The 20,585-nt window shown below is 67.7% G+C and carries 17 protein-coding genes; 8 read left to right on the top strand and 9 right to left on the bottom strand.

Translation table 11 applies throughout. From position 1 onward, the window contains the following. Positions 1 to 3: 3 nt before the first annotated feature. From xoxF5 to LGR54_RS05600, 8 genes are all read right to left on the bottom strand, one after another. Positions 4 to 1,809: a lanthanide-dependent methanol dehydrogenase XoxF5 gene (xoxF5, locus tag LGR54_RS05635; protein ID WP_230360995.1), complete on the bottom strand. Its 1,806-nt coding sequence runs from the start codon at positions 1,807 to 1,809 to the stop codon at positions 4 to 6. 450 nt (positions 1,810 to 2,259) lie between these two features. Then, a complete protein-coding gene (locus LGR54_RS05630; protein ID WP_230361474.1) occupies positions 2,260 to 3,150 on the bottom strand; it encodes a quinoprotein relay system zinc metallohydrolase 2 in 891 nt (296 codons plus the stop codon). Between the two features lie 274 nt (positions 3,151 to 3,424). Then, positions 3,425 to 3,823, bottom strand: coding sequence for a cytochrome c family protein (locus LGR54_RS05625; protein ID WP_230360994.1), 399 nt, complete (start codon positions 3,821 to 3,823; stop codon positions 3,425 to 3,427). Between the two features lie 206 nt (positions 3,824 to 4,029). Beyond that, positions 4,030 to 4,824 carry a formylmethanofuran dehydrogenase subunit C gene (locus LGR54_RS05620; RefSeq protein ID WP_230360993.1) on the bottom strand — a complete coding sequence of 265 codons (795 nt, stop codon included), beginning with the start codon at positions 4,822 to 4,824 and terminating at the stop codon, positions 4,030 to 4,032. Next, a complete protein-coding gene (gene fhcD / locus LGR54_RS05615; protein ID WP_230360992.1) occupies positions 4,821 to 5,729 on the bottom strand; it encodes a formylmethanofuran--tetrahydromethanopterin N-formyltransferase in 909 nt (302 codons plus the stop codon). The genes LGR54_RS05620 and fhcD overlap by 4 nt, the downstream gene beginning before the upstream one ends. Further along, complete coding sequence (locus tag LGR54_RS05610; protein ID WP_230360991.1) at positions 5,726 to 7,396, bottom strand: formylmethanofuran dehydrogenase subunit A; 1,671 nt, start codon at positions 7,394 to 7,396, stop codon at positions 5,726 to 5,728. Before LGR54_RS05610 ends, fhcD begins: the two co-directional genes overlap by 4 nt. A gap of 93 nt (positions 7,397 to 7,489) precedes the next feature. Further along, positions 7,490 to 8,725, bottom strand: coding sequence for a formylmethanofuran dehydrogenase (locus LGR54_RS05605; protein ID WP_230360990.1), 1,236 nt, complete (start codon positions 8,723 to 8,725; stop codon positions 7,490 to 7,492). An 8-nt stretch (positions 8,726 to 8,733) separates the two neighbouring features. After that, positions 8,734 to 9,114 (bottom strand): 4a-hydroxytetrahydrobiopterin dehydratase, encoded by a 381-nt coding sequence (locus LGR54_RS05600; RefSeq protein ID WP_230360989.1) that lies wholly within the window; start codon positions 9,112 to 9,114, stop codon positions 8,734 to 8,736. Positions 9,115 to 9,886: 772 nt separating this feature from the next. Between LGR54_RS05600 and LGR54_RS05595 the strand changes: the two genes are divergently transcribed. Genes LGR54_RS05595 through LGR54_RS05585 form a run of 3 tightly spaced genes read left to right on the top strand, consistent with a single transcriptional unit; the run spans position 9,887 to position 12,711 of the window. Next, positions 9,887 to 10,783, top strand: coding sequence for an NAD(P)-dependent methylenetetrahydromethanopterin dehydrogenase (locus LGR54_RS05595; RefSeq protein ID WP_230360988.1), 897 nt, complete (start codon positions 9,887 to 9,889; stop codon positions 10,781 to 10,783). Positions 10,784 to 10,822: 39 nt separating this feature from the next. Next, the gene (gene mch, locus LGR54_RS05590; RefSeq protein ID WP_230360987.1) at positions 10,823 to 11,779 is read left to right on the top strand and encodes a methenyltetrahydromethanopterin cyclohydrolase; all 957 of its coding nucleotides are present in this window, start codon (positions 10,823 to 10,825) and stop codon (positions 11,777 to 11,779) included. Further along, on the top strand, positions 11,776 to 12,711 hold the full coding sequence (locus LGR54_RS05585; RefSeq protein ID WP_230360986.1) for a RimK family alpha-L-glutamate ligase: 936 nt from the start codon (positions 11,776 to 11,778) through the stop codon (positions 12,709 to 12,711). Before mch ends, LGR54_RS05585 begins: the two co-directional genes overlap by 4 nt. A gap of 57 nt (positions 12,712 to 12,768) precedes the next feature. On the opposite strand, the gene LGR54_RS05580 is transcribed toward LGR54_RS05585, so the two are convergent. Then, positions 12,769 to 13,722, bottom strand: coding sequence for a LysR family transcriptional regulator (locus LGR54_RS05580; RefSeq protein ID WP_230360985.1), 954 nt, complete (start codon positions 13,720 to 13,722; stop codon positions 12,769 to 12,771). Positions 13,723 to 13,908: 186 nt separating this feature from the next. Here LGR54_RS05580 and LGR54_RS05575 point away from each other — a divergent pair, with 186 nt between their 5' ends. From LGR54_RS05575 to LGR54_RS05555, 5 genes are all read left to right on the top strand, one after another. Then, positions 13,909 to 14,973, top strand: a complete 1,065-nt coding sequence (locus tag LGR54_RS05575; protein WP_230360984.1) for a class 1 fructose-bisphosphatase — start codon at positions 13,909 to 13,911, stop codon at positions 14,971 to 14,973. Between the two features lie 10 nt (positions 14,974 to 14,983). Next, complete coding sequence (locus tag LGR54_RS05570; RefSeq protein WP_214009825.1) at positions 14,984 to 15,859, top strand: phosphoribulokinase; 876 nt, start codon at positions 14,984 to 14,986, stop codon at positions 15,857 to 15,859. An 83-nt stretch (positions 15,860 to 15,942) separates the two neighbouring features. Then, positions 15,943 to 17,898 carry a transketolase gene (gene tkt, locus LGR54_RS05565; RefSeq protein WP_230361473.1) on the top strand — a complete coding sequence of 652 codons (1,956 nt, stop codon included), beginning with the start codon at positions 15,943 to 15,945 and terminating at the stop codon, positions 17,896 to 17,898. A gap of 11 nt (positions 17,899 to 17,909) precedes the next feature. Beyond that, entirely contained in the window at positions 17,910 to 18,995 is a 1,086-nt protein-coding gene (gene fba, locus LGR54_RS05560) for a class II fructose-bisphosphate aldolase (protein WP_230360983.1), read from the top strand. Between the two features lie 115 nt (positions 18,996 to 19,110). Next, on the top strand, positions 19,111 to 20,580 hold the full coding sequence (locus tag LGR54_RS05555) for a form I ribulose bisphosphate carboxylase large subunit (protein WP_230360982.1): 1,470 nt from the start codon (positions 19,111 to 19,113) through the stop codon (positions 20,578 to 20,580). Positions 20,581 to 20,585 lie beyond the last annotated feature (5 nt).

Genomic DNA, 20,585 nt, shown 5'->3' with positions numbered 1-20,585 from the left:
GTTTCAGTTAGGAACGGCGAACACCGTCAGCTGGCCACCGAGGTTGGTGTAGCTGCTGAGGGCCGCATAGCCACCCACGGCGCCGAGACCGGCATTCGGGTCGGTCAGGCCGGCCGCGAGGCCGATGCCGGCCCAGCCGCCGACACCCGAGAGGACGGCGACGTACTGCTTGCCGCCATGCTCATAGGTGGTGACGTTGCCGATGATGCCCGACGGGGTCTTGAACTTGTACAGTTCCTTACCCGTCTTGGCGTCGACCGCCTTCAGGTAGCCTTCCAGCGTGCCGTAGAAGACCACGTCGCCGGCGGTGGCGAGAGCGCCCGACCACACCGAGAACGGCTCGGGCAGCGACCAGACGATCTTACCCTTGGTGTTGTCCCAGGCGATGAAGTTACCCATGCCGCCATGGCTGTTGGGGGCCGGGTACATCGACAGGGTCGCACCGACATAGGGCTGGCCCGCGGTGTAGCTGACGCGGAACGGCTCGTAGTCCATGCAGACGTGGTTGGTCGGCACGTAGAAGAGGTTCGTCTTGGGCGAGAACGCCGCCGGCTGCTGGTCCTTGGTACCGAGCGCCGCCGGGCAGATGCCCTTCGAGTTCACGTCTTCGCCGTTCTGCTCGGTCGAATACTTGGCCACGACCAGCGGACGACCGAAGGTCGGGCTGTTCCTGTCCATATCGACCTTGGTGGCCCAGTTCACCGCCGGGTCATACTTCTCGGCAACGAGCAGGTCGCCCGACACGCGGTCCAGCGTATAGCCGAAGCCGTTGCGGTCGAAATGGGTCAGCAGCTTGCGCGGAGCGCCGTTGAACTGCTGATCCGTCAGGATCATCTCGTTGATGCCGTCATAGTCCCACTCGTCGTGGGGGGTCATCTGGTAGACCCACTTGGCGACGCCGGTGTCGGCGTCACGCGCCCAGACCGTCATCGACCACTTGTTGTCGCCGGGACGCTGCTTGGGGTTCCAGGTCGAGGGGTTGCCCGAGCCGTAATAGACGAGGTTGGTCTCGGGATCGTAGGAATACCAGCCCCAGGTGCAGCCGCCGCCGATCTTCCACTGATCGCCTTCCCAGGTCTTCAGCGAAGAGTCCTTGCCGACGGGCTTGCCAAGAGCGGTGGTCTTCTCCGGGTCGACCAGCAGATCGCTGTCCGGGCCCATCGAATAACCGCGCCACACCTGCTTGCCGGTCTTGGTGTCGTAGGCGGTGACGTGGCAGCGCACGCCGAACTCGCCGCCGGAGATGCCGACGATGACCTTGTCCTTCACCGGCAGCACGGTGGCGGTGTTGGTCTCACCCTTCTTGGGATCGCCGTTGAGCACCGACCACTTCTTCTCGCCGGTCTTCGCGTCGAGCGCGACGAGAGTGGTGTCGGCCTGATGCAGGTAGATCATGCCGTCGGAATAGGCGAGACCGCGGTTGACGGTGTCGCAGCACATCACCGGAATGACGTTGGGATCCTGCTTGGGCTCATATTTCCAAAGGATCTTGCCGTCATTGTTCAGGTCGAGTGCGTAGACGATGTTGGGGAACGGCGTGTGCACATACATCACGTCGCCGATCACCAGCGGTCCACCTTCGTGGCCGCGCAGTACGCCAGTGGAGAAGCTCCAGGCTACCTGCAGCTTGCCGACATTGCCGGCGTTGATCTGATCGAGCTTGGAATACCGGGTGTTGGCGTAGTCACCGGTCTGAATACCCCATTGTTTGGGGTCCTTGATGATCTTGGTCAGTCCGTCATTGGCCGCGGCAGGCCAAGCATAGACGGCAACACCCAAAAGCAGCGCCGCACAGGCAAGCTTGCGCATGCGTATATCTCCTCCTCAACGCGTTCCTCCGGCCACAGGGGCTGTATTCAGCCGTGCCGTGATCGGTTTATTATTCTCTTTTCACGTTCATCTCCGACAGCGTGTCACGACCGGCTGGGGGGAGAACAGCCGGAAATCACGGGGGCCTCGCCCCAAGCTGGCCTGCGAAGTGAATTTCGAGGTTTTGGGCCCCGAAAGTCATTGAAGCCGGAGATGTGGTGACCCTAGACCGATTTTGAACAACGCGCAATAAGAACCGCGCCGCCGAAACTCTCTTATTATGAAATTGCTGCAGGCGCTTATGAGTTGCTGCACCTGCGAAGTGATGTACTGTATACCAGAGAAGAATACTTTAATTTTTTGGTGAATTCGTTGGATTCCCCCCTTGGGGCCCGCCGGTCGCCATGCCTGCCGCAGCGCCCGCGCCAGCTGCCGGGGACTGCCGATGGGTCATTCCCACTCGAATTCGTGATAGGCAGCGATCGCGTTGCGGGCGTTGAATTCGTCGAAAAGCGCCCAGTCCGCCCGCTCCGATAGCCCGGTCCGCTCGGCCGCTTCCCCCATCGGGACACCGTCTGCGATGAAGCGCCGCACGTCGGCGCGCAGCGTCTCCAGATACCGGCGCTCGGCCGCCGCAGACTCGGGCCACCCCACCTCCCCCGGACCGTGGCCGGGCACGGCGCGGGCGGCCGTGCGGGCCGTCAGCGCGTCGAGAACGCCGAGCCAGCCCTGCAGGCTGCCGTCGAGAGTCGGCACGTGACCGACGAAAAGCAGGTCGCCGAGGAACCAGCTGTCGCTCGCCGAATCGCGAATCGTCAGGTCGTTGTCGGTGTGCGCGGTGGGATGGGCCTCGAGCTCCAGCGCCCGGCCGCCGAGGTCGAGCACCAGCCGGTCCTCCACCAGGAGATCCGGCAGCACGATCCGCGTGCCCTCCCCCGCCGGGCCGAGCAGGCGCTTCACCTGGTCGAGATAGGTGTCGGCCCGCACCGAGAGCGCGCGCGGCAGCTTGCGGTGGCCGACGAAGCGCACCCCCTCGCCCTGCAGGGCCGAGTTGCCCAGCACGTGGTCGGGATGCATGTGGGTGTTGATGACGTAGCGCAGCGGCCGGTCGGTGACGCGGCGCACCGCCTCAAGCAGGCGCTGGCCGGCGATGTGGCTGTTGCCGGTGTCGATCACCGCCGCCGCCTCGGTGCCGACCACGAGGCCGACATTGGCGATGGCGCCGTCATTATCGGGCGCCAGCAATTCATAGGGCGCGCGGTGGACGAACACGCCGGGCGCAATCTCGCCGAGCGAGATCTCCCGATCCGGCGCGGCAAAGGCGCAGCCGCAGAACGGCATCGCACCGTCGAGGAACACGCTGCCCGCCGCGAATGCCCCGAAGGCAAGCGCGGCGCGGCGGTTCAAAACGGGAAACCTCGGCGGAAACCTCATGGTCATCCGGCTGCCGGTCGCCTCCCTTGTTCCCGCCCGGCCGGGAACCCTTGGCCGGACGATGCCGCGCATCCGCCGTAGCGGCCGGCGCGCGGTCTCCCCGACCGGAAGTACCGGCCGGGATCAACCGATCGGCCTAGGACGCCGATCCGTTCAGGACCGGTCGCTCAGGACCGATCCATCAGGGCTTCTTGGCGCCGGTGGCGTCGTACTGCGAGAGATAGGCCAGCAGGTCGGCGCGGTCGTCGTCCTTCGGGAGGCCGGCGAACACCATCTTCACGCCCGGCATGGCCTGGCGCGGATTGGTGAGGTAGGTGCTCAGCTGTTCGGCGGTCCACACGTCGCCCTTGGCGTTGTGCTCCTTGAGCGTGTCGGAATAGTTGAACCCTTCCACCGCGCCCATCTTGCGGCCGACGATGCCGTTCAGCTCCGGGCCGACCTTATTCTTGGCGCCGTCACCGACGGCATGGCAGGCCATGCATTTCTTGAACACGTTGGCGCCCTTGGTGGCGTCGCCGTCGGCGAGCGCGACGGTGGAGCCGAGGGCGAGGAGGGTAGCGGCGGCGAGAAGACGGTTCATGGGTTTCCTTCCTAAGTGCTTGTCATTGAACGGCGCCGTCGCTGCGGCGCTTGACCCGGTTGAAGCTTAGCGCCTTGCCTGGAACGATCCTAGACTGAGGATCGCTCACAACCGCGGCAAGGCCTTGACAATTCGCCGCATATCCCTCGGTAAGCCGGTTCCGCCGATGTGCGGCACGGCGTCGCGCGGGAACGCCGCCGGCGATCCTAGAGCACGAGCACCTCGCCCAGCCCGCCCTGCAGGCGGTCGCCGACCAGGCGGCGGGCGGTGACGGCGGCGCCGATCAGCGCCGCGAGATCGGGTACCCGGCGCGCCATCAGCCGCAGCGCCACGAGGTCGTGCGTGCCGGTGTCGGCGAACCCCTCGGGGAGCTCCGGCGCCGTGCGCGCGAGCAGCGTACCACGCTTCATGCCGCGCCCGGTGCCGGCGCCGAATCGGCCGGCCACCGCCAGCGTGCCGGCGATCATGTCGGTCGCCGCCTCGTCGCCGACATCGCCGCCGACGAAAATCAGCCCGCCGCGCTGGCGTTCGCCGGCACGGATGCCCGCGCTGCCGCGGATCGCGACCACGCCGCCCGCCATGCCGCGCCGCGCGCCAGAGGGCGCCGCGCCGACCCGCGCGCCGGCATTGCCGGCCACTTCGATCCGCCCGCCGGTCATGCCGGCCGCCAGTTCGTCGCCGGCATCGCCGGAGATGCGCAGCAGGCCGCCCGCCAGGCCACGCCCGGCATGGGCGCCGACGTCACCCTCAACGACGATCTCACCCGCCGAGAGGCCGGCGCCGACCCCGTCGAGCCGGGCATCGCCGCCCTCGATCACCAGCCGCCCCTCGCCGCCCGCGCGCACCGCGAACAGCTCGCCGAGCGGCACGCTGCGCCCGCCATGCGGCAGCGCGAGCGCCTCCACCTCGGCGAGCGCCTTGCCGGCCAGCGCGGCGGGCGTCACGCCCTCGAGGTCGAGCCGCGCGGCAAGCGGCGCTTTCAGTCGCAGCACGACGCTCATGCCACGCCTCCCATGATGTCGCGCAGCTTGAAGTGGAACGGGCCGAGATTGCCGCCGTAATTGCCGGCGTCGATGGCCACCACGCCGCCGGTGCTGCCGACCGCGCACACCGCCTCGATACCGACCCGCGTCGCCGCGGCCACGGCATCGAAACTCACCCCGTCGATGACGATCTCCATCACGCTGCCGACTTCGTCGGGCAGCGCCGAGGTGGCCGCCACGCCACGCAGCGTCGGGCAGTAGGAATCGTTGGTGGAGGCGAACAGCGCCTTGTATTTCGAGCCGACCTTGGAGCCGGAGCGCACCACCCCGCCGGGGAACGGCAGGATGACGCCCTCGACCCGGCTCATCGCCTTCACCGCCTGCTCGGCGGCGTGCAGCGCCTGTCCCCGCGAGCGGGCGAGGATCAGGATGTTGCCGCCGCCGACGCCTTCCACCGAGCCGGTGTCCTCGTCGCAGACGAACTCGCCATCCATCACCGGCAGGCGCCAGAAGCGCTCGTCACCGAACTTCTTGGAGATCTGGTAGCCATCGGAGAAGTAGCGGATGGTCTTGGCCAGCGGCACCCTTTTGCCGCCCTCGACGCCGGCATAGCAGGCGGTGGTCGGGCAGGTGAGGATGCATTGGCCGAGCCGCAGCGGGACCACGGTCTTCAGGCTCTTGAAGTCCATGGCGAAGATCAGGATCGCCACCCCCGGCCGCCCGTCGGGCGTGTCCTCGGGGGCGATGACCCGCTCCACCCCCGCCTCGCAGCCGCAGCCGATGACCGAGGTGGCAAATCCTGTGGTGACGCGCCCGGCCGTCATCGCCCAGTCCGGCGTGTCGGCGGTGATGATCAGCCGCGTGCCCACCATCGGGAAGGCCTCGGCGAAGCTGTCGCGGATCTCGACGCCGTTGAGGATCACGACGCACCTCCCACGCAGGTCAGTACCGTCGGGCCGCGCCCGCCGCGCAATTCGCCGTCGGCGATGCGGAAATGCTTGGCTTTCAGCCCGACCGTGCGGTCGAACCAGGCGTCGAGCTTGCCCTCGATGGCGGTGTCGAACTCGGTGCGCACCACATGGGTGGTGCCCGGCGCGAGGTCGACCACCTCGCCGTCGCGGACGATCAGCCGACCGTCCTTGAACACCAGCTTCGCCTTGGAGAACATCGCCTCGCGGTCGGCGTTCTCGTCATGCACGGCGATGTCGGCCACCGCGCCCGGCGCCAGGTGGCCCTTGTCGGCGAGCCCGAGAATGCGCGCCGGCGCCGCCCGCGTCAGGATGGCGATCTCCTCCAGCGAATATTCGCGGGTGATGCCGCCGAGCAGCGTGTGCGCCTGCGCCGTCTTGTTCAGCGTGGCGAGCTGGGCGTTGCGGAAGTCGCGGTCCATCAGCAGCCGGATCAGGTGCGGATAGGTGGTGAACGGCCCGCCATTGGGGTGGTCGGTGGTGAGGAAGATCCGCCAGGGATCCTCGACCAGCAGGAACAGTTCCAGCCCGATCGCCCATTGCAGCGCGTTGACGAAGTTCTTGTCGCGGTATTCGAACGGCACCACGCCGCAACCGGCATCGAGCTCGATGTCCATGCCGATCGATTTCTTGGGGTTCGCAAGACCACGGTTGCGGTATTGCGACATGTAGTCGGCCGACGCCGTCACCGTCTGGCCGAACATTACCTGCCCGACATCGACGGAGATGTTGGGATTGGCGTTCACCATCGCGGCGATGCGTGCGGCAGAGGAAGAGAACCGCCGGTCGCCCTCGGTGCCGTAGGAATGGAACTGCAGATGCGTCAGGTGCAGTCGCCGCCCCTCGGTGGCGGCAATCGTGGCGAGCGTCGTCTCGTCATTGCCGGGCACGCCGAGATTGCAGCCATGCAGATGGATCGGGTGCGGCACGCCGAGTTCGGTCACCGCGCGGATCAGCGTGGTCAGCACCGTGCGCGGGGTGACCTCGTAATGCGGGTTGGCCTCGTCGAGGTCGAGCTTGCGGGCGTTGAACTTGAAGGCGTTGATGCCGCCGGGATTGACGATCTTGATCGCGAAGGCCTGCGTCGCCTTCAGCATCCAGCCGACATAGGCGTTGATCTCTTCCTGCGGCGCGCCCCTGGCGATCAGCCGCAGGATGAAGTCGTCATTGCCGAGCACCAGATAGGCGCCGGTGTCGAGATTGGGGATATCCGCCATCTCGAGATGCGCGGAGCGGGCATTCGAGCCGAGCATCGCCGGTTCGAACACCGTGGTGTAGCCGAGCTCGGCATAGCGGCAGCCGGTCGCGTGTGCCGTCGGCACCGCCCGCCCGCCACCGCAGCCGCAGAACGACCCGGACATTCCCGGCAGGATCTTCTCGGGATAAGCCCGCCGGTCTTCCTGCATCAGCAGCCGGGCAAGGTTCATCTTGCCGCCGGCAATGTGGCTGTGCAGGTCGATACCACCAGCCATCACGATGGCGCCGCCGAGCTCATATTCCGCGTCGGCCCTCTCGCCTGTCGGCGCGACGACGCGGCCGTCGACGAACTCGACGTCGCGCGCCACGGCGTTCTCGCGGTTCGTCGGGTCGAGCACCCGCCCGCCCCGCAGCCTGATACGCATGTCGTCCCCTCCCGCTCGGAACCCCTGCCCTGCCGGCGCGAACGCCGGACGGATAGCGGAGCTCTCGGTTGAACGGCCGGGTCCTGTCCCCTGCTAGCGGACGGGCTCCAGCCGGCGCACAGCCTCGGCGACGCTGGGGAGCGTCGCGACGCGCAAGGCGCCGAGCGGCAGGCTTACAATTGAATCCATTCTGAACACGGTGCCGGCGTGGTCAACTCCCGGCGTGCCGACCGGAATGAACACATCCGGCGGCGTGGCGAACTCGGTGTCCGGGTGGCCGATGACGATCACCGGCCCGTCGAAGGCCGGCGGCGGCTCCGGCCGGAACGCCGAGACCCAGACCAGCAGGTCGGCATCCTTCAGCGCCGCCCCTGTGGCGTAAAGCGAAGCGTCGTGTTCGGACGCCTCGCCGCGGATCGCGGTGCGCAGCGGGTAGCCGAGCCGCCAGAGCAGCAGCTGGTTGATGCCAATCACATTGTCGCGCCCGCCGAGCGGGAACACCCCGGCCCGTGTCGTAACGTTCAGTGCGTCGACAAGTCGCGTCGCCCGCTCGGCGATCAGGTCGGCCCGGTCGAGCGAGCCGGCGTTCCACACCGCCACCGCATAGGCGGCGCCCTTCAGAGCCGCGGCCGCCTCGGCGAGAGCCTCCGCCGCCGCGCCGCCGAAGGAGGCGCCGCGTGGCGCCGGGCCGGACACCATCTGGCAGAGCGCCGCCAGCGCCGCCACCGGATCGTCGGCAGCCAGCTCCGTCACCGTCGCCCCGCCGAGCTGCCGCCGGGCCGAGGCCCCGAGGCTGCCACCGAGCACGATGACGTGGCGGGACGCGGCGAACAGGGCCTCCGCCGGCAGCGCCCGCTCGAAGAAGCGGCCAAAGGCCGCGGCCGGGTCCTCGCCGATCACCAGCAGCACGTCGCAATGGTTGCGGACCTCCGCCAGCGTCGTCGACAGCCAGCCGGTGCGCTGGACCGCCGCATAGTTGGCAAACAACCCGTCGGAGGCGGCATGATCCAGCACGCCGCCATGACGGATCGCGAGGTCGAGAATCGCCCGCCCGCCCTCGATATCGGCGCCGAGGCCGGCGAAGACCGGCGCACGCGCCACATCGAGCAGCCTTCTGGCCTGATCGTACACCTCATCGGTCACCGGGCCGGCCTCGCCGGCGGGTTCCAGGCGCCGCAGCAGCCTGGCCGCCTCCGGGCATACCGAGGCCTTGGGACGCACCTCGCGGCCGGCCACCTCGACGACGAGATCGTCGCAGCCGAGCCCGCAGAAGCCGCAGACCACGTCCTTCACAATTAGCGGAGCACCCGCGCTCGTTTCACTGCTCATCGCCGCGCTCAATCATGCTTGATGTAGGCAAAGCGAAGATCGCCTTCCGGCGTCCCCGCCAATGCGCTTCCCTCGACCGAACCCGGCCGCCAGGAGATGAATTCCTCAATCTTCTTCGCGAGTTGGAAGTCGCGCTCCGTCACGCCCTTGGCGTCGTGGCTCATCAGACGCACCTCGACCCAGGCATAGGACGCGGTAATGTCGGGATGGTGCCACGCCGTCTCGGCGAGGTGGCCGACGGCGTTGATCACCATCAGCGTGCCCTTCCAGCTCGACGTGCGATAGGTGCGCCGGATCCAGCCATCCTCCAGTCGCCACTTGGGGAGATCGGCCTTCAAGCGCTCCACTATCTCGTTGTCGGAAAATGTCTTTTTAGGATCGATCGCCATCGCGCCTCTCCTCCCGGTCTTTGCGGCCCGTTCTGTCGCGAACCGATTTCCCGATTCGGTATCACGTCGGAGGCCGCCGCCGCAAATGCTCTGATCATCTTCCGCACGGTTCTGCTTGTCGGCGAAAGCCGGCTGGTTTTACCATGAGGGCGAGGAAACGCTCTTGAACAACACAACGCTCACCTTCGAAGCGGCGCACGAGACCGGTCGGAACACAGCGGCGCACGCCGCCGTCCCGGCTCGTTGGCGCCTTGCTTTCATCGACGTCCGAGCCCTGCCGGGTCCGCCGCCGGCCGGGGCCGGCTGCTTCGACATGCCACGCGGCACGCCGCCGCCGGACCGGCTCCAGCATCGAGGGCCCGCACGGTCGAAAATGCCGCACGTCGGCGGAAGGGCCTTCGCAAAACCTGCGGCATTTCGGCAGGACGTGCGGAGAAATGCGAAGAATTCCCAGCCGGCCCTTTGCAGGCGTGCAGGCGGGCCGCTATACGAGCCATCGGATCGTCGGGTGATGCGATGGCTGTCTCGTGCCGTTCTCGCCGGCGTCGACCGGCTGGGGCCGGACGACTGACGATCGAGGCGGGCGCGCGTTTCCGCGCGTCGCCTCCCTTGGCCTTCGACCGCCGGCGCGGCAGCAATGCCGGAGGCGGAGCGAACGGCTTGCCTGCCACGGGCAGCGCGGAGCGGCGGTTTGGCGGAAGCCCGCGTCGCTAGTCTTCTCTCCCGATCAGAGGCCGCAACGGCCCGATTCCACCTAGGAGATTGAAACGCCATGGCGGACATAGCGCCGATTCTTCACATCGTCTCGCCGCTCCGGCACGTCAGCCCGTTCGACGTGAACATGGCCGTGGATGCCGGCTACACGACGATCCTTCCCTATTCGGGCGTGAAGCTGGAGGAGATGGTCGACCTGACACAGGACATGATGTTCTCGCGCCCGCCGGACCATGCCTCGCGCACCGGCCTGTTCATCGGCGGCAAGGATGCCAGCCTGGCGCTGGACATGGCCAAGGAGGCCCGCTCCGCGCTGTTCCCGCCGTTCCAGATCTCTGTCTTCGTCGATCCCGCCGGCTCCTTCACCACTGCCGCGGCGATGATCGCCGAGGTGGAGCGCAAGCTGCGCGGCCGGCGGACGGGCGGCCTCAAGGGGGCGAAGGTGCAGGTCTACGGCGCCACCGGCGTCGTCGGCGGCATCGCGGCGGTCATCGCGGCGCAGGCCGGCGCCGAGGTCACGCTCGTCAGCCATCGCGACGTCGACACGGTGCGGCTGAAGGCGGCCGACTTCAAGGTCCGCTTCAACGTCGATCTGCTCAGCGCGGTCGCGCGCGACGACGCCGAGAAATTCAAGCTGCTGCCGGAAGCCGAGGTGGTGCTGGCCTGCGGCAAGGCGGGCGTGCAGATCCTCACCGCCGATCACCTCGCCGAGGCGCATGGCCTCTTGGTCGCCGCCGACGTCAACGCCGTGCCGCCCTCGGGCATCGCCGGGATCGATGCACTCGACGACGGCAAGCCGATCGGCGGCGGGGCTCTAGGCATCGGCGCGCTCGCCATCGGCCATCTCAAGTACCGGGTGCAGCACGAGCTGCTGAAGCGGATGCGCGCGACCGACACCGCCTTGACCATCGGCTTTGAAGATGCCTTCGAGCTCGCCCGTTCGCTGGCCGCCTGAGGCGGACACGCGGGTCAGCCGTCGAAGAGGGAGGGAAACATGAGCGAGCATCGCCCGAGTGTAGCCGCGCTGTCCGCGCCCCTGGTCGAGGCGCTGGTCGCCGACGCCGGGGTGCTGAGGCTTGGAGTCAGCCGCAGTCCCTGCGGCGCCCGCATCGTCGACGGTGGCATCGCCGCGCGCGGCGGCATCGAGGCCGGCCGGCGCATCGCCGAGATTTGCCTCGGCGGCCTCGGCCATGTCGGCATCGCCACCAGTGGGCGGTTCCCGCGCTGGGGCACCATGATCACGGTGACGACCACCGATCCGGTCACCGCCTGCCTCGGCAGCCAGTATGCCGGCTGGAGCCTGGCGGAAGGCGACTTCTTCGCCCTCGGCTCCGGCCCCGGCCGCGCGCTGTGGGCCAAGGAGAAGCTCTATGAGGAGCTCGGCTACCGCGACAACGCCGACCATGCGGCGCTGGTGCTGGAGGTCGACCGCACGCCGCCGGACAGCCTCGTTGCCCGCATCGCCGAGGAGTGCGGCATTTCGCCCGATAAGCTGACGCTGATCCTCACCCCGACCTCCAGCCTCGCCGGTACGGTGCAGATCGTGGCGCGCGTGCTGGAAGTGGCGCTGCACAAGACGCATGCGCTGCATTTCCCGCTCGACCGGGTGGTAGATGGAGTCGGCTCCTCGCCGCTGCCGCCGCCGGCGCCCGATTTCGTCAGCGCCATGGGCCGCACCAACGACGCCACGCTCTATGGCGGCGACGTGCAGCTCTTCGTCACCGGGCCGGAAAGCGAGGCGCGCGAGCTGGCGGAAGGACTGCCCTCCTCTTCCTCGCGCGACCATGGCCGCACCTTCGCGGAGATCTTCACCGCCTATAAGGGCGACTTCTACGCCATGGATCCGATGCTGTTCTCCCCGGCCCGCGTCACCGTCACGGCGCTGGAGACCGGGCGCAGCTTCACCTTCGGCGCCTTCCACGACGAGATCCTGGAGCGTTCCTTCGCATGAGGAATGCCGAGCAGGACGCCGCGAGCGACGTAGCGCGGGATCTGGTCGTCATCTTCACCGAGGATGCCGACTGGCACACGCGTACGCTGTGTCGCGCGCTGGAGCGCGAGGGCCTGCGGGTGCTCGTGCTCTCGCTCAACGATTGCGGCTTCGCCATCGGCGAGACTCCGCACGGGCTGCTGCTGCCCGGCCTTGACGGCCGGCTGCCGGCCGCCGCCTTTGTGCGGGTGATCGCCAAGGGCACCACCGAGCAGATCACCATGCGGCTCGGCGTATTGCACGCGCTGCGCGAGCTCGGCGTGATGGTGATGAACGACGCCCGCGCCATCGAGCGCTGCGTCGATAAGAGTATGACCAGCTTCCTCGTCGCCCGTGCCGGGCTGCCGACGCCGCGCACTTTCGTGCGCGAGGCGGCGGCGGCGATGCAGGCGCTGATCGACGCGGCGCCCGGCGACACGGTGCTGAAACCGCTGTTCGGCGCCCAGGGCAAGGGACTGCGCCGCATCGCACCGCGCCAGCCCCTGCCCGAGCCGGAAAAGGTCGGCGGCGTCTATTATCTGCAGGAGTTCGTCGAGGGGCGCCGCCAGGACGGCCTGTTCCAGGACTGGCGCGTCTTCGTCGTCGGTGGTCGCGCCGTCGCCGCGATGGTGCGCCGCTCGGAACGGTGGATCACCAATATCCACCAGGGCGCCGCCGGCGAGCCCGCCCCGCTAGACGGACCGGCGGCCGACATCGCCATCGCCGCCACCGCCGCCGTCGGCGCCGACTATGCCGGGGTCGACCTGATCGAGGAGGCTACCGGCGGCTTCACCGTGCTGGAGGTCAATTCGATGCCGGCCTGGAAAGGCTTGCAGAAGACCACCGCAACCGATGTCGCGGCGGCCATGGCGCGCCATCTCGTCGATTGCCTGCACCCCGTATCGGTGGCGTGAGGCACGCCCCCGCCGGGCCGTGCGGCGCGTCGTCGCGCCGCGCCCATCACGCTCCCGTCAGTCGACCGGTTCGGCCGGCCTGACACTGCCGGCAATGGCCGGCTTGATCGGCTTTGGCAGGAATTCCGAGCCCCGGTCGGAGAGGAATTCGTTCAGCGCGGCCGCCGGCGGCGTCAGTCGCTTTGCCGAGCGCTTCACGACGAACCACTGCCGCACCACCGGCATGCCCTCCACATCGAGCACGGCGAGCCGGCCATCGGCCACCTCCGCCGCGATGGTGTGGGCGGAGATGAAGGAAAGCCCGAGCCCGGCCATCACCGCCTGCTTGATGGTCTCGTTCGAGCCGATCTCCATGCCGATCTTCGGCACGACGCCGGCATCCTGGAAGAATCGCTCCATCAGCGTGCGCGTGCCCGAACCCGGCTCGCGCACCAGGAACGTCGAGCCGGCCAGCAGGTCTGGCGTGATTCGGCGGCCGAGCAGTGGGTGGTCGACCGGCGCGATCATCACATGGGGGTGCGGGCCGATCAGCGTCTTGTCCACCTCGATGTCGAGCGGCGGTCGCCCCATGATCGCGACGTCGATCACGTCGCCCCTGAGCGCGGCGATGATGTCCTCGCGATTGCCGACCACCAGCGCCACGTCGATGCCGGGATGGGCACGGGCGAACACACCGAGGGCGTTGGGCGCGAAATATTTGGCGGTCGAGACGATACCGACGCAGACGCGGCCGGCGTCCAGCCCCTTCATCGCGTCGAGCGAGGCGCCGCAATCGGCCAGCGCGCGCTCGATTCGCGCCACGGCGGCGAGCACCTCGCGGCCAGCGTCGCTGGGCTGGAAGCGCTCGCCGGCGCGATCCAGCAGCGGCAGGCCGAGCTGCTCCTCCAGGAGCTGGATCTGCATGGTGACAGCCGGAGGGGTGACGTTGAGCTGGCGTGCCGCGGCGGTGACGGTGCCGGTGTCGATCACTGCCGCCAGGGCGCGTAGCTGCTTAAGCGTGACATTCCGCATGATGTATTCCAGCACTCAGAAATACTAAAAACCTAGAAAAGAATATTCGAATTTCCTTACGCCGCAAAGTCAGGCAAGGTAGCCTCAATAAAAGGCGTCCGCCGCTTCGGGTCCCCCACTCGAAGGCCATACGGAAACGACACGCCAAAAAGGTCCGAAGACCAAATCGAGCACTGGGGAAACGCCGTGACACACGAGACATTGCAGGACCACCTTGAGAGGTGGGCCGAGACCGATTCCCTGCGTCAGGGAGTCGCCGCGACGGTGCTTGCCCTGGCAGGCGCGGGCATCGCCATATCCGAGCTCATCGCCGCCGGGCCGCTTGCCGGCGCCATGGCCACGGTTCGTGGTTATCACGAGGATGGCGACAGCCAGAAGGAACTCGACGTCCTCGCCGACCAATTGGTGATGGACGCCCTTCGTACGGCGCCGGTCGCCGTGCTGGGCTCGGAGGAGCTGCCGGAGCCGGTCGCTCTTGATCCGCGCGGTACGTTGGCGGTCGCGGTCGATCCGCTGGACGGCTCGTCCAACATCGACATCAACATCTCCGTCGGCACGATCTTCTCGATCCTGCCCTTCACCGGCCCCAACGCGCTGTTGCAGCCCGGCTCGCGCCAGCTCGCCGCCGGCTTCCTGGTCTACGGGCCGCAGGTCGCGCTCGTGCTCACGCTCGGCGCCGGCACCCATGTCTTCATCCTCGACCCGGCCTCGCTGCGCTTCGTGAAGGTGCAGGATCCGGTGCTGCGGAACCCGGTGTTCCTGAAGGTGCGCGACAGCGTCATCGTGCCGCCGGAGACGACGGAATACGCGATCAACGGCTCCAATGCCCGGCATTGGGACAATGCGATCCGCTACTATGTCGAGGATTGCCAGGCCGGTACCGACGGCCCGCGCGGCAAGGACTTCAACACGCGCTGGACGGCCTCGATGGTCGCCGAGGCGTTCCGCATCCTCACCCGCGGCGGCGTCTATCTCTATCCGGGCGACGCCCGCAAGGGCTACGCAAACGGCCGGCTGCGGCTGGTCTACGAGGCCAATCCGATCGCCTTCATCATGGAGCAGGCGCGCGGCAGTGCCACCGACGGTCGGCGGCGCATCCTCGACATCATTCCCTCCGAGCTGCATCAGCGCATCCCGCTGGTGTTCGGGTCGCGGGGAGAGGTCGAGCGCATCGCTCGCTACCACTGCGATCCCAGCCAGCTTCCCGAACGCTCGCCGCTCTTCGGACGGCGCGGCCTGCTGCGCGCCTGAGGGGGACGTAATGTCGATCCATCATCCGATCATCTCCGTCACCGGCTCGTCCGGTGCGGGCACCACCTCGGTGCGGCGCATCTTCGAGCAGATCTTCCGGCGCGAGGAAGTCGACGCCGCCTATATCGAGGGCGACGCCTTCCACCGCTACGACCGCGCCGAGATGAAGCGCGTCATGGCCGAGGAAGCCTCGCGCGGCAACCATCACTACAGCCATTTCGGGCCGGATTCGAACCTGTTCGAGGAGCTGGAGGAGACCTTCCGCGCCTACTCCCAGACCGGCACCGGCAAGACCCGCCACTATGTCCACGACGCCAAGGAGGCGGAGGAATACGGCGGCCCGCCCGGCACCTTCACCGCCTGGGAGGACATCCCCCGGCCGACCGACCTTCTGTTCTATGAAGGCCTGCACGGCGCGGTGGTGAGCGGCAACATCGACGTCGCCCGCTATGCCGATCTCAAGATCGGCGTGGTTCCTGTGATCAACCTCGAGTGGATCCAGAAGATCCACCGCGACCGCTCGCATCGCGGCTATTCGACGGAGGCGGTGACCGACACCATCCTGCGGCGCATGCCGGACTACGTGAACTTCATCTGCCCGCAGTTCACCCACACCGACATCAACTTCCAGCGCGTGCCGACGGTCGACACCTCGAACCCGTTCATCGCCCGCTGGATCCCGACCGCCGACGAATCCATCGTGGTGATCCGCTTCAAGACGCCGCGCGGCATCGACTTCCCCTACCTGCTCTCGATGATCCAGGGCAGCTGGATGAGCCGCGCCAACTCCATCGTGATCCCGGGCGGCAAGCTCGACATCGCGATGCAGCTGATCCTCACGCCGATGATCCTCAACCTCGTCGACAAGAAGCGGCGTGCCGCGTGACCCCGGAGGAAACCATGCTGACCAAGACCACTGTTCCGGTCCTGTGCCCGCAGGATGGGGCGACCGAGATCCCCTATGGCGACATGGCGAACGCGCTGCGCGCCCTCACCATGGACGCCGTCGAGAAGGCGAAGTCCGGCCACCCGGGCATGCCGATGGGCATGGCCGACGCGGCGACGGTCCTCTTCACCCGCTTCATGAAGATCGACCCGACCCAGCCGCACTGGCCGGACCGTGACCGCTTCGTGCTCTCCGCCGGGCACGGCTCGATGCTGCTCTACTCGATCAACCATCTGCTCGGCTATGCCGACATGGACATCGAGGCGATCAAGAGCTTCCGCCAGTTCGGCTCGAAGACGGCCGGCCACCCGGAATACGGCCACACGCTCGGCGTCGAGACCACCACCGGCCCACTCGGCCAGGGCCTCACCACCGCCGTCGGCATGGCGCTGGCCGAGCGCATGATGAATGCCCGCTTCGGCGACGATCTCGTCGATCACTACACCTATGTGATCGCCGGCGACGGCTGCCTGATGGAGGGCATCTCCCACGAGGCCATCGACCTCGCGGGACATCTCAAGCTCGGCAAGCTGATCCTGCTGTGGGACGATAACGGCATCTCGATCGACGGCTCGACCTCGCTGTCGACCTCGACCGACCAGCTGGCGCGCTTCGAGGCGGCGGGTTGGGACGTGTTCCGCGTCGACGGCCATTCGCACCACGCGCTAATCGACGCCATCGCCAAGGCCCGCAACAGCAAGAAGCCGTCGCTGATCGCCTGCCGCACCACCATCGGCTATGGCGCCCCCAACAAGGCGGGCACCGAGGCGGTGCACGGCGCGCCGCTCGGCGCCGCCGAGATCGAGGGTGCCCGCGACCGGCTCGGCTGGCCGCACGCTCCCTTCGAGATCCCGGCTGGCATCCGCTCGGCCTGGGAGCAGATCGCCGACCGCGGCCGCGAGGCGCGCGAGGCGTGGGAGGACCGGCTGCGGGCCTCCGACAAGCGCCAGGCCTTCGAGACGGCGCTCGCCGGTAAGCTGCCGACCGATTTCGACGACAAGCTGCGCGCCTACAAGCGCGGGCTTTCCGAGAGCGCGCCGAACGTCGCCAGCCGCAAGGCGTCCGAAATGGCGCTGGCGGTGATCAACGAGGCCACCGAGCTGACGGTGGGCGGCTCGGCCGACCTCACCCACTCCAACCTCACCCTCACCAAGGGCCTCGCCTCGGTCGCGCCCTGCAAATATGCCGGCCGCTACATCCACTACGGCATTCGCGAACACGCGATGAGCGCGGTGATGAACGGCATCGCGCTGCACAAGGGGTTCATTCCCTATGGCGGCACCTTCCTGGTGTTCGCCGACTATGCTCGCGGCGGCATAAGGCTCTCCGCCCTGATGGGTCAGCGCGTGATCTATGTGCTGACGCATGACAGCATCGGCCTCGGCGAGGACGGTCCGACCCACCAGCCGATCGAGCATCTCGCCATGCTGCGGGCGACGCCGAACCTGCAGGTGTTCCGACCGGCCGACGCGGTGGAGACGCTGGAGGCCTGGCAGATCGCGCTCGCCTCGGAGGGCACCCCCACGGTGCTGGCGCTGTCGCGGCAGAACCTGCCGACCTTCCGCACCGAGCACACCGACGAGAATCTGAGCTCGCGCGGCGCCTATATCGTGCGCAAGCCGCAGAAGTGGCGCGACGTCACCCTGCTGGCCACCGGCTCCGAGCTCGACATCGCCTTCAAGGCGGCCGACCTACTCGCCGCCAAGGGCGTCGACGCCGCCATCGTGTCGATGCCCTGCTGGGAACTGTTCGAGAAGCAGAGCGAGGACTACCGCCGGCAAGTGCTCGGCACCGCGCCGCGCGTGGCCATCGAGGCCGCCGCCCGGCTCGGCTGGGACCGGTGGATCGGCGATCGCGGCCGCTTCGTCGGCATGGAAGGCTTCGGCGCCTCCGCCCCGGCTCCGACCCTGTACGAGCATTTCGGCATCACGCCGGAGGGGGTGGTCGCCGCCGCCTGTGACCTCCTGACCTGCGCCTGAGGAGACGGAAAATGGCCCGTATCACCCTTCGCCAGCTTCTCGACCACGCGGCCGAACATGGCTACGGCGTGCCCGCCTTCAACATCAACAACATGGAGCAGGGCCTCGCCATCATGGAAGCGGCCAATGCGGTCGACGCTCCGGTGATCATGCAGGCGAGCCGCGGCGCGCGCTCCTACGCCAACGATATCATGCTCTCGAAGATGATCGAGGCGCTGGCGGAAATGTACCCGCACATCCCGCTCTGCATGCACCAGGACCACGGGAACAACGAGGCGACCTGCCTCTCGGCGATCCAGCACGGCTTCACCTCGGTGATGATGGACGGCTCGCTGAAGGAGGACGCCAAGACCCCGGCGGACTACGACTACAATGTCGGCATCACCCGCCGCGTCGTCGACGCCGCCCATTGGGTCGGCGCCTCGGTGGAAGGCGAGCTCGGCGTGCTCGGCTCGCTGGAGCACGGCGCCGGCGAGCAGGAGGACGGCCACGGAGCGGAAGGCGCGCTGTCGCATGACCAGCTGCTGACCGACCCGGACCAGGCGGTGGACTTCGTCGCCCGCACCAAGGTCGACGCGCTCGCCATCGCCATGGGCACCTCGCACGGCGCCTACAAGTTCTCGCGCAAGCCGGACGGCGACATCCTCGCCATGAACGTGATCGAGGAGATCCACCGCCGCCTGCCGAGCGTGCATCTGGTGATGCACGGTTCCTCCTCGGTGCCGCAGGCGCTGCAGGACCTGTTCAACGCCTCCGGCGGCGAGATGCCCCAGACCTGGGGCGTGCCGGTGGAGGAGATCGTACGCGGCATCCGCCACGGCGTGCGCAAGGTGAACATCGACACCGACTGCCGCCTCGCCATGACCGCGCAGTTCCGCAAGGTCGCCCAGGCCAACAAGGCCGAGTTCGACCCGCGCAAATTCCTTAAGCCGGCTATGGACGCGATGCGCGACCTGTGCCGGGAGCGTTTCGAGCAGTTCGGCACCGCCGGAAATGCCTCGAAAATCAAGGTCCTGCCGCTCGCGGCAATGGCCAAGCGCTATGCCAGCGGCGCCCTCGATCCGGTGATCGGCGGCGCCAGGGTTGCCGCCGAATAACTGTGGCGGCGTAGTGAACCACCCCCTCTGCTGAGGGACCGCAACGACCAACGACGAAGTGATCCCAGGCGCCAGCATCGCTGCGCGTCGACGGGAGAGCCATGGGAGTAGCCCGATGACCACGCTCGAGACCACCAAGCCCACCGAGAAGAAGCGCGACCGCTACAGCGCCGGCGTCATGGAATACCGTAAGATGGGCTATTGGCAGCCCGATTACGAGCCGAAGGACACCGACGTCATCGCCCTGTTCCGCGTCACCCCGCAGGACGGCGTCGATCCGATCGAGGCCTCGGCGGCGGTCGCCGGCGAAAGCTCCACCGCCACCTGGACGGTGGTGTGGACCGACCGCCTCACCGCCTGCGACAAGTACCGGGCGAAGTGCTACCGCGTCGATCCGGTGCCGAACACGCCGGGCTCCTGGTTCGCCTACATCGCCTACGACCTCGACCTGTTCGAGAACGGCTCGATCGCCAACCTCTCGGCCTCGATCATCGGCAACGTGTTCGGCTTCAAGCCGCTCAAGGCGCTGCGCCTCGAGGACATGCGCCTGCCCGTCGCCTATGTGAAGACCTTCGACGGCCCGGCGACCGGCATCGTCGTGGAGCGCGAGCGTCTCGACAAGTTCGGCCGCCCGCTGCTGGGCGCCACGGTGAAGCCGAAGCTCGGCCTGTCCGGCCGCAACTATGGCCGCGTGGTCTATGAGGCGCTCAAGGGCGGCCTCGACTTCACCAAGGACGACGAGAACATCAACTCGCAGCCCTTCATGCACTGGCGCGACCGCTTCCTCTACTGCATGGAGGCCGTGAACAAGGCGCAGGCCTCGACCGGCGAGATCAAGGGCACCTATCTCAACGTCACCGCCGGCACCATGGAGGAGATGTACGAGCGCGCCGAATTCGCCAAGCAGCTCGGTTCGTCCATCGTGATGATCGACCTGATCATCGGCTACACCGCGATCCAGTCCATGGCGAAGTGGGCGCGCAGGAACGACATGATCCTGCATCTGCACCGCGCCGGTCACTCGACCTATACGCGGCAGAAGAGCCACGGCGTGTCGTTCCGTGTCATCACCAAGTGGATGCGCCTCGCCGGCGTCGACCACATCCATGCCGGCACGGTGGTGGGCAAGCTCGAGGGCGACCCCCACACCACCAAGGGCTACTACGACCTCTGCCGCGAGGATTTCGTGCCGCAGAACCTGGCGCACGGCATCTTCTTCGACCAGGACTGGGCCTCGACCCGCAAGCTGATGCCGGTGGCCTCCGGCGGCATTCATGCCGGCCAGATGCACCAGCTGATCGACCTGCTCGGCGAGGACGTGGTGCTGCAGTTCGGCGGCGGCACCATCGGTCACCCGATGGGCATCCAGGCGGGCGCCATCGCCAATCGCGTCGCGCTCGAGGCGATGATCTTCGCCCGCAACGAGGGCCGCGACATCGTCAACGAAGGTCCGGAGATCCTGAAGGCCGCCTCCAAGCACTGCCTGCCGCTCAAGCAGGCGCTGGATACCTGGAAGGACGTCACCTTCAACTACTCCTCGACCGACACCCCCGACTTCGTCCCGCAGGTCACCGCGGCCGAGTGACGACA

Source organism: Ancylobacter sp. Lp-2 (assembly GCF_020523795.1).
Lineage (GTDB): Bacteria > Pseudomonadota > Alphaproteobacteria > Rhizobiales > Xanthobacteraceae > Ancylobacter.
The sequence above is the reverse complement of the archived record's forward strand: the minus strand, read 5'-3'. Positions and strand labels throughout refer to the sequence as shown.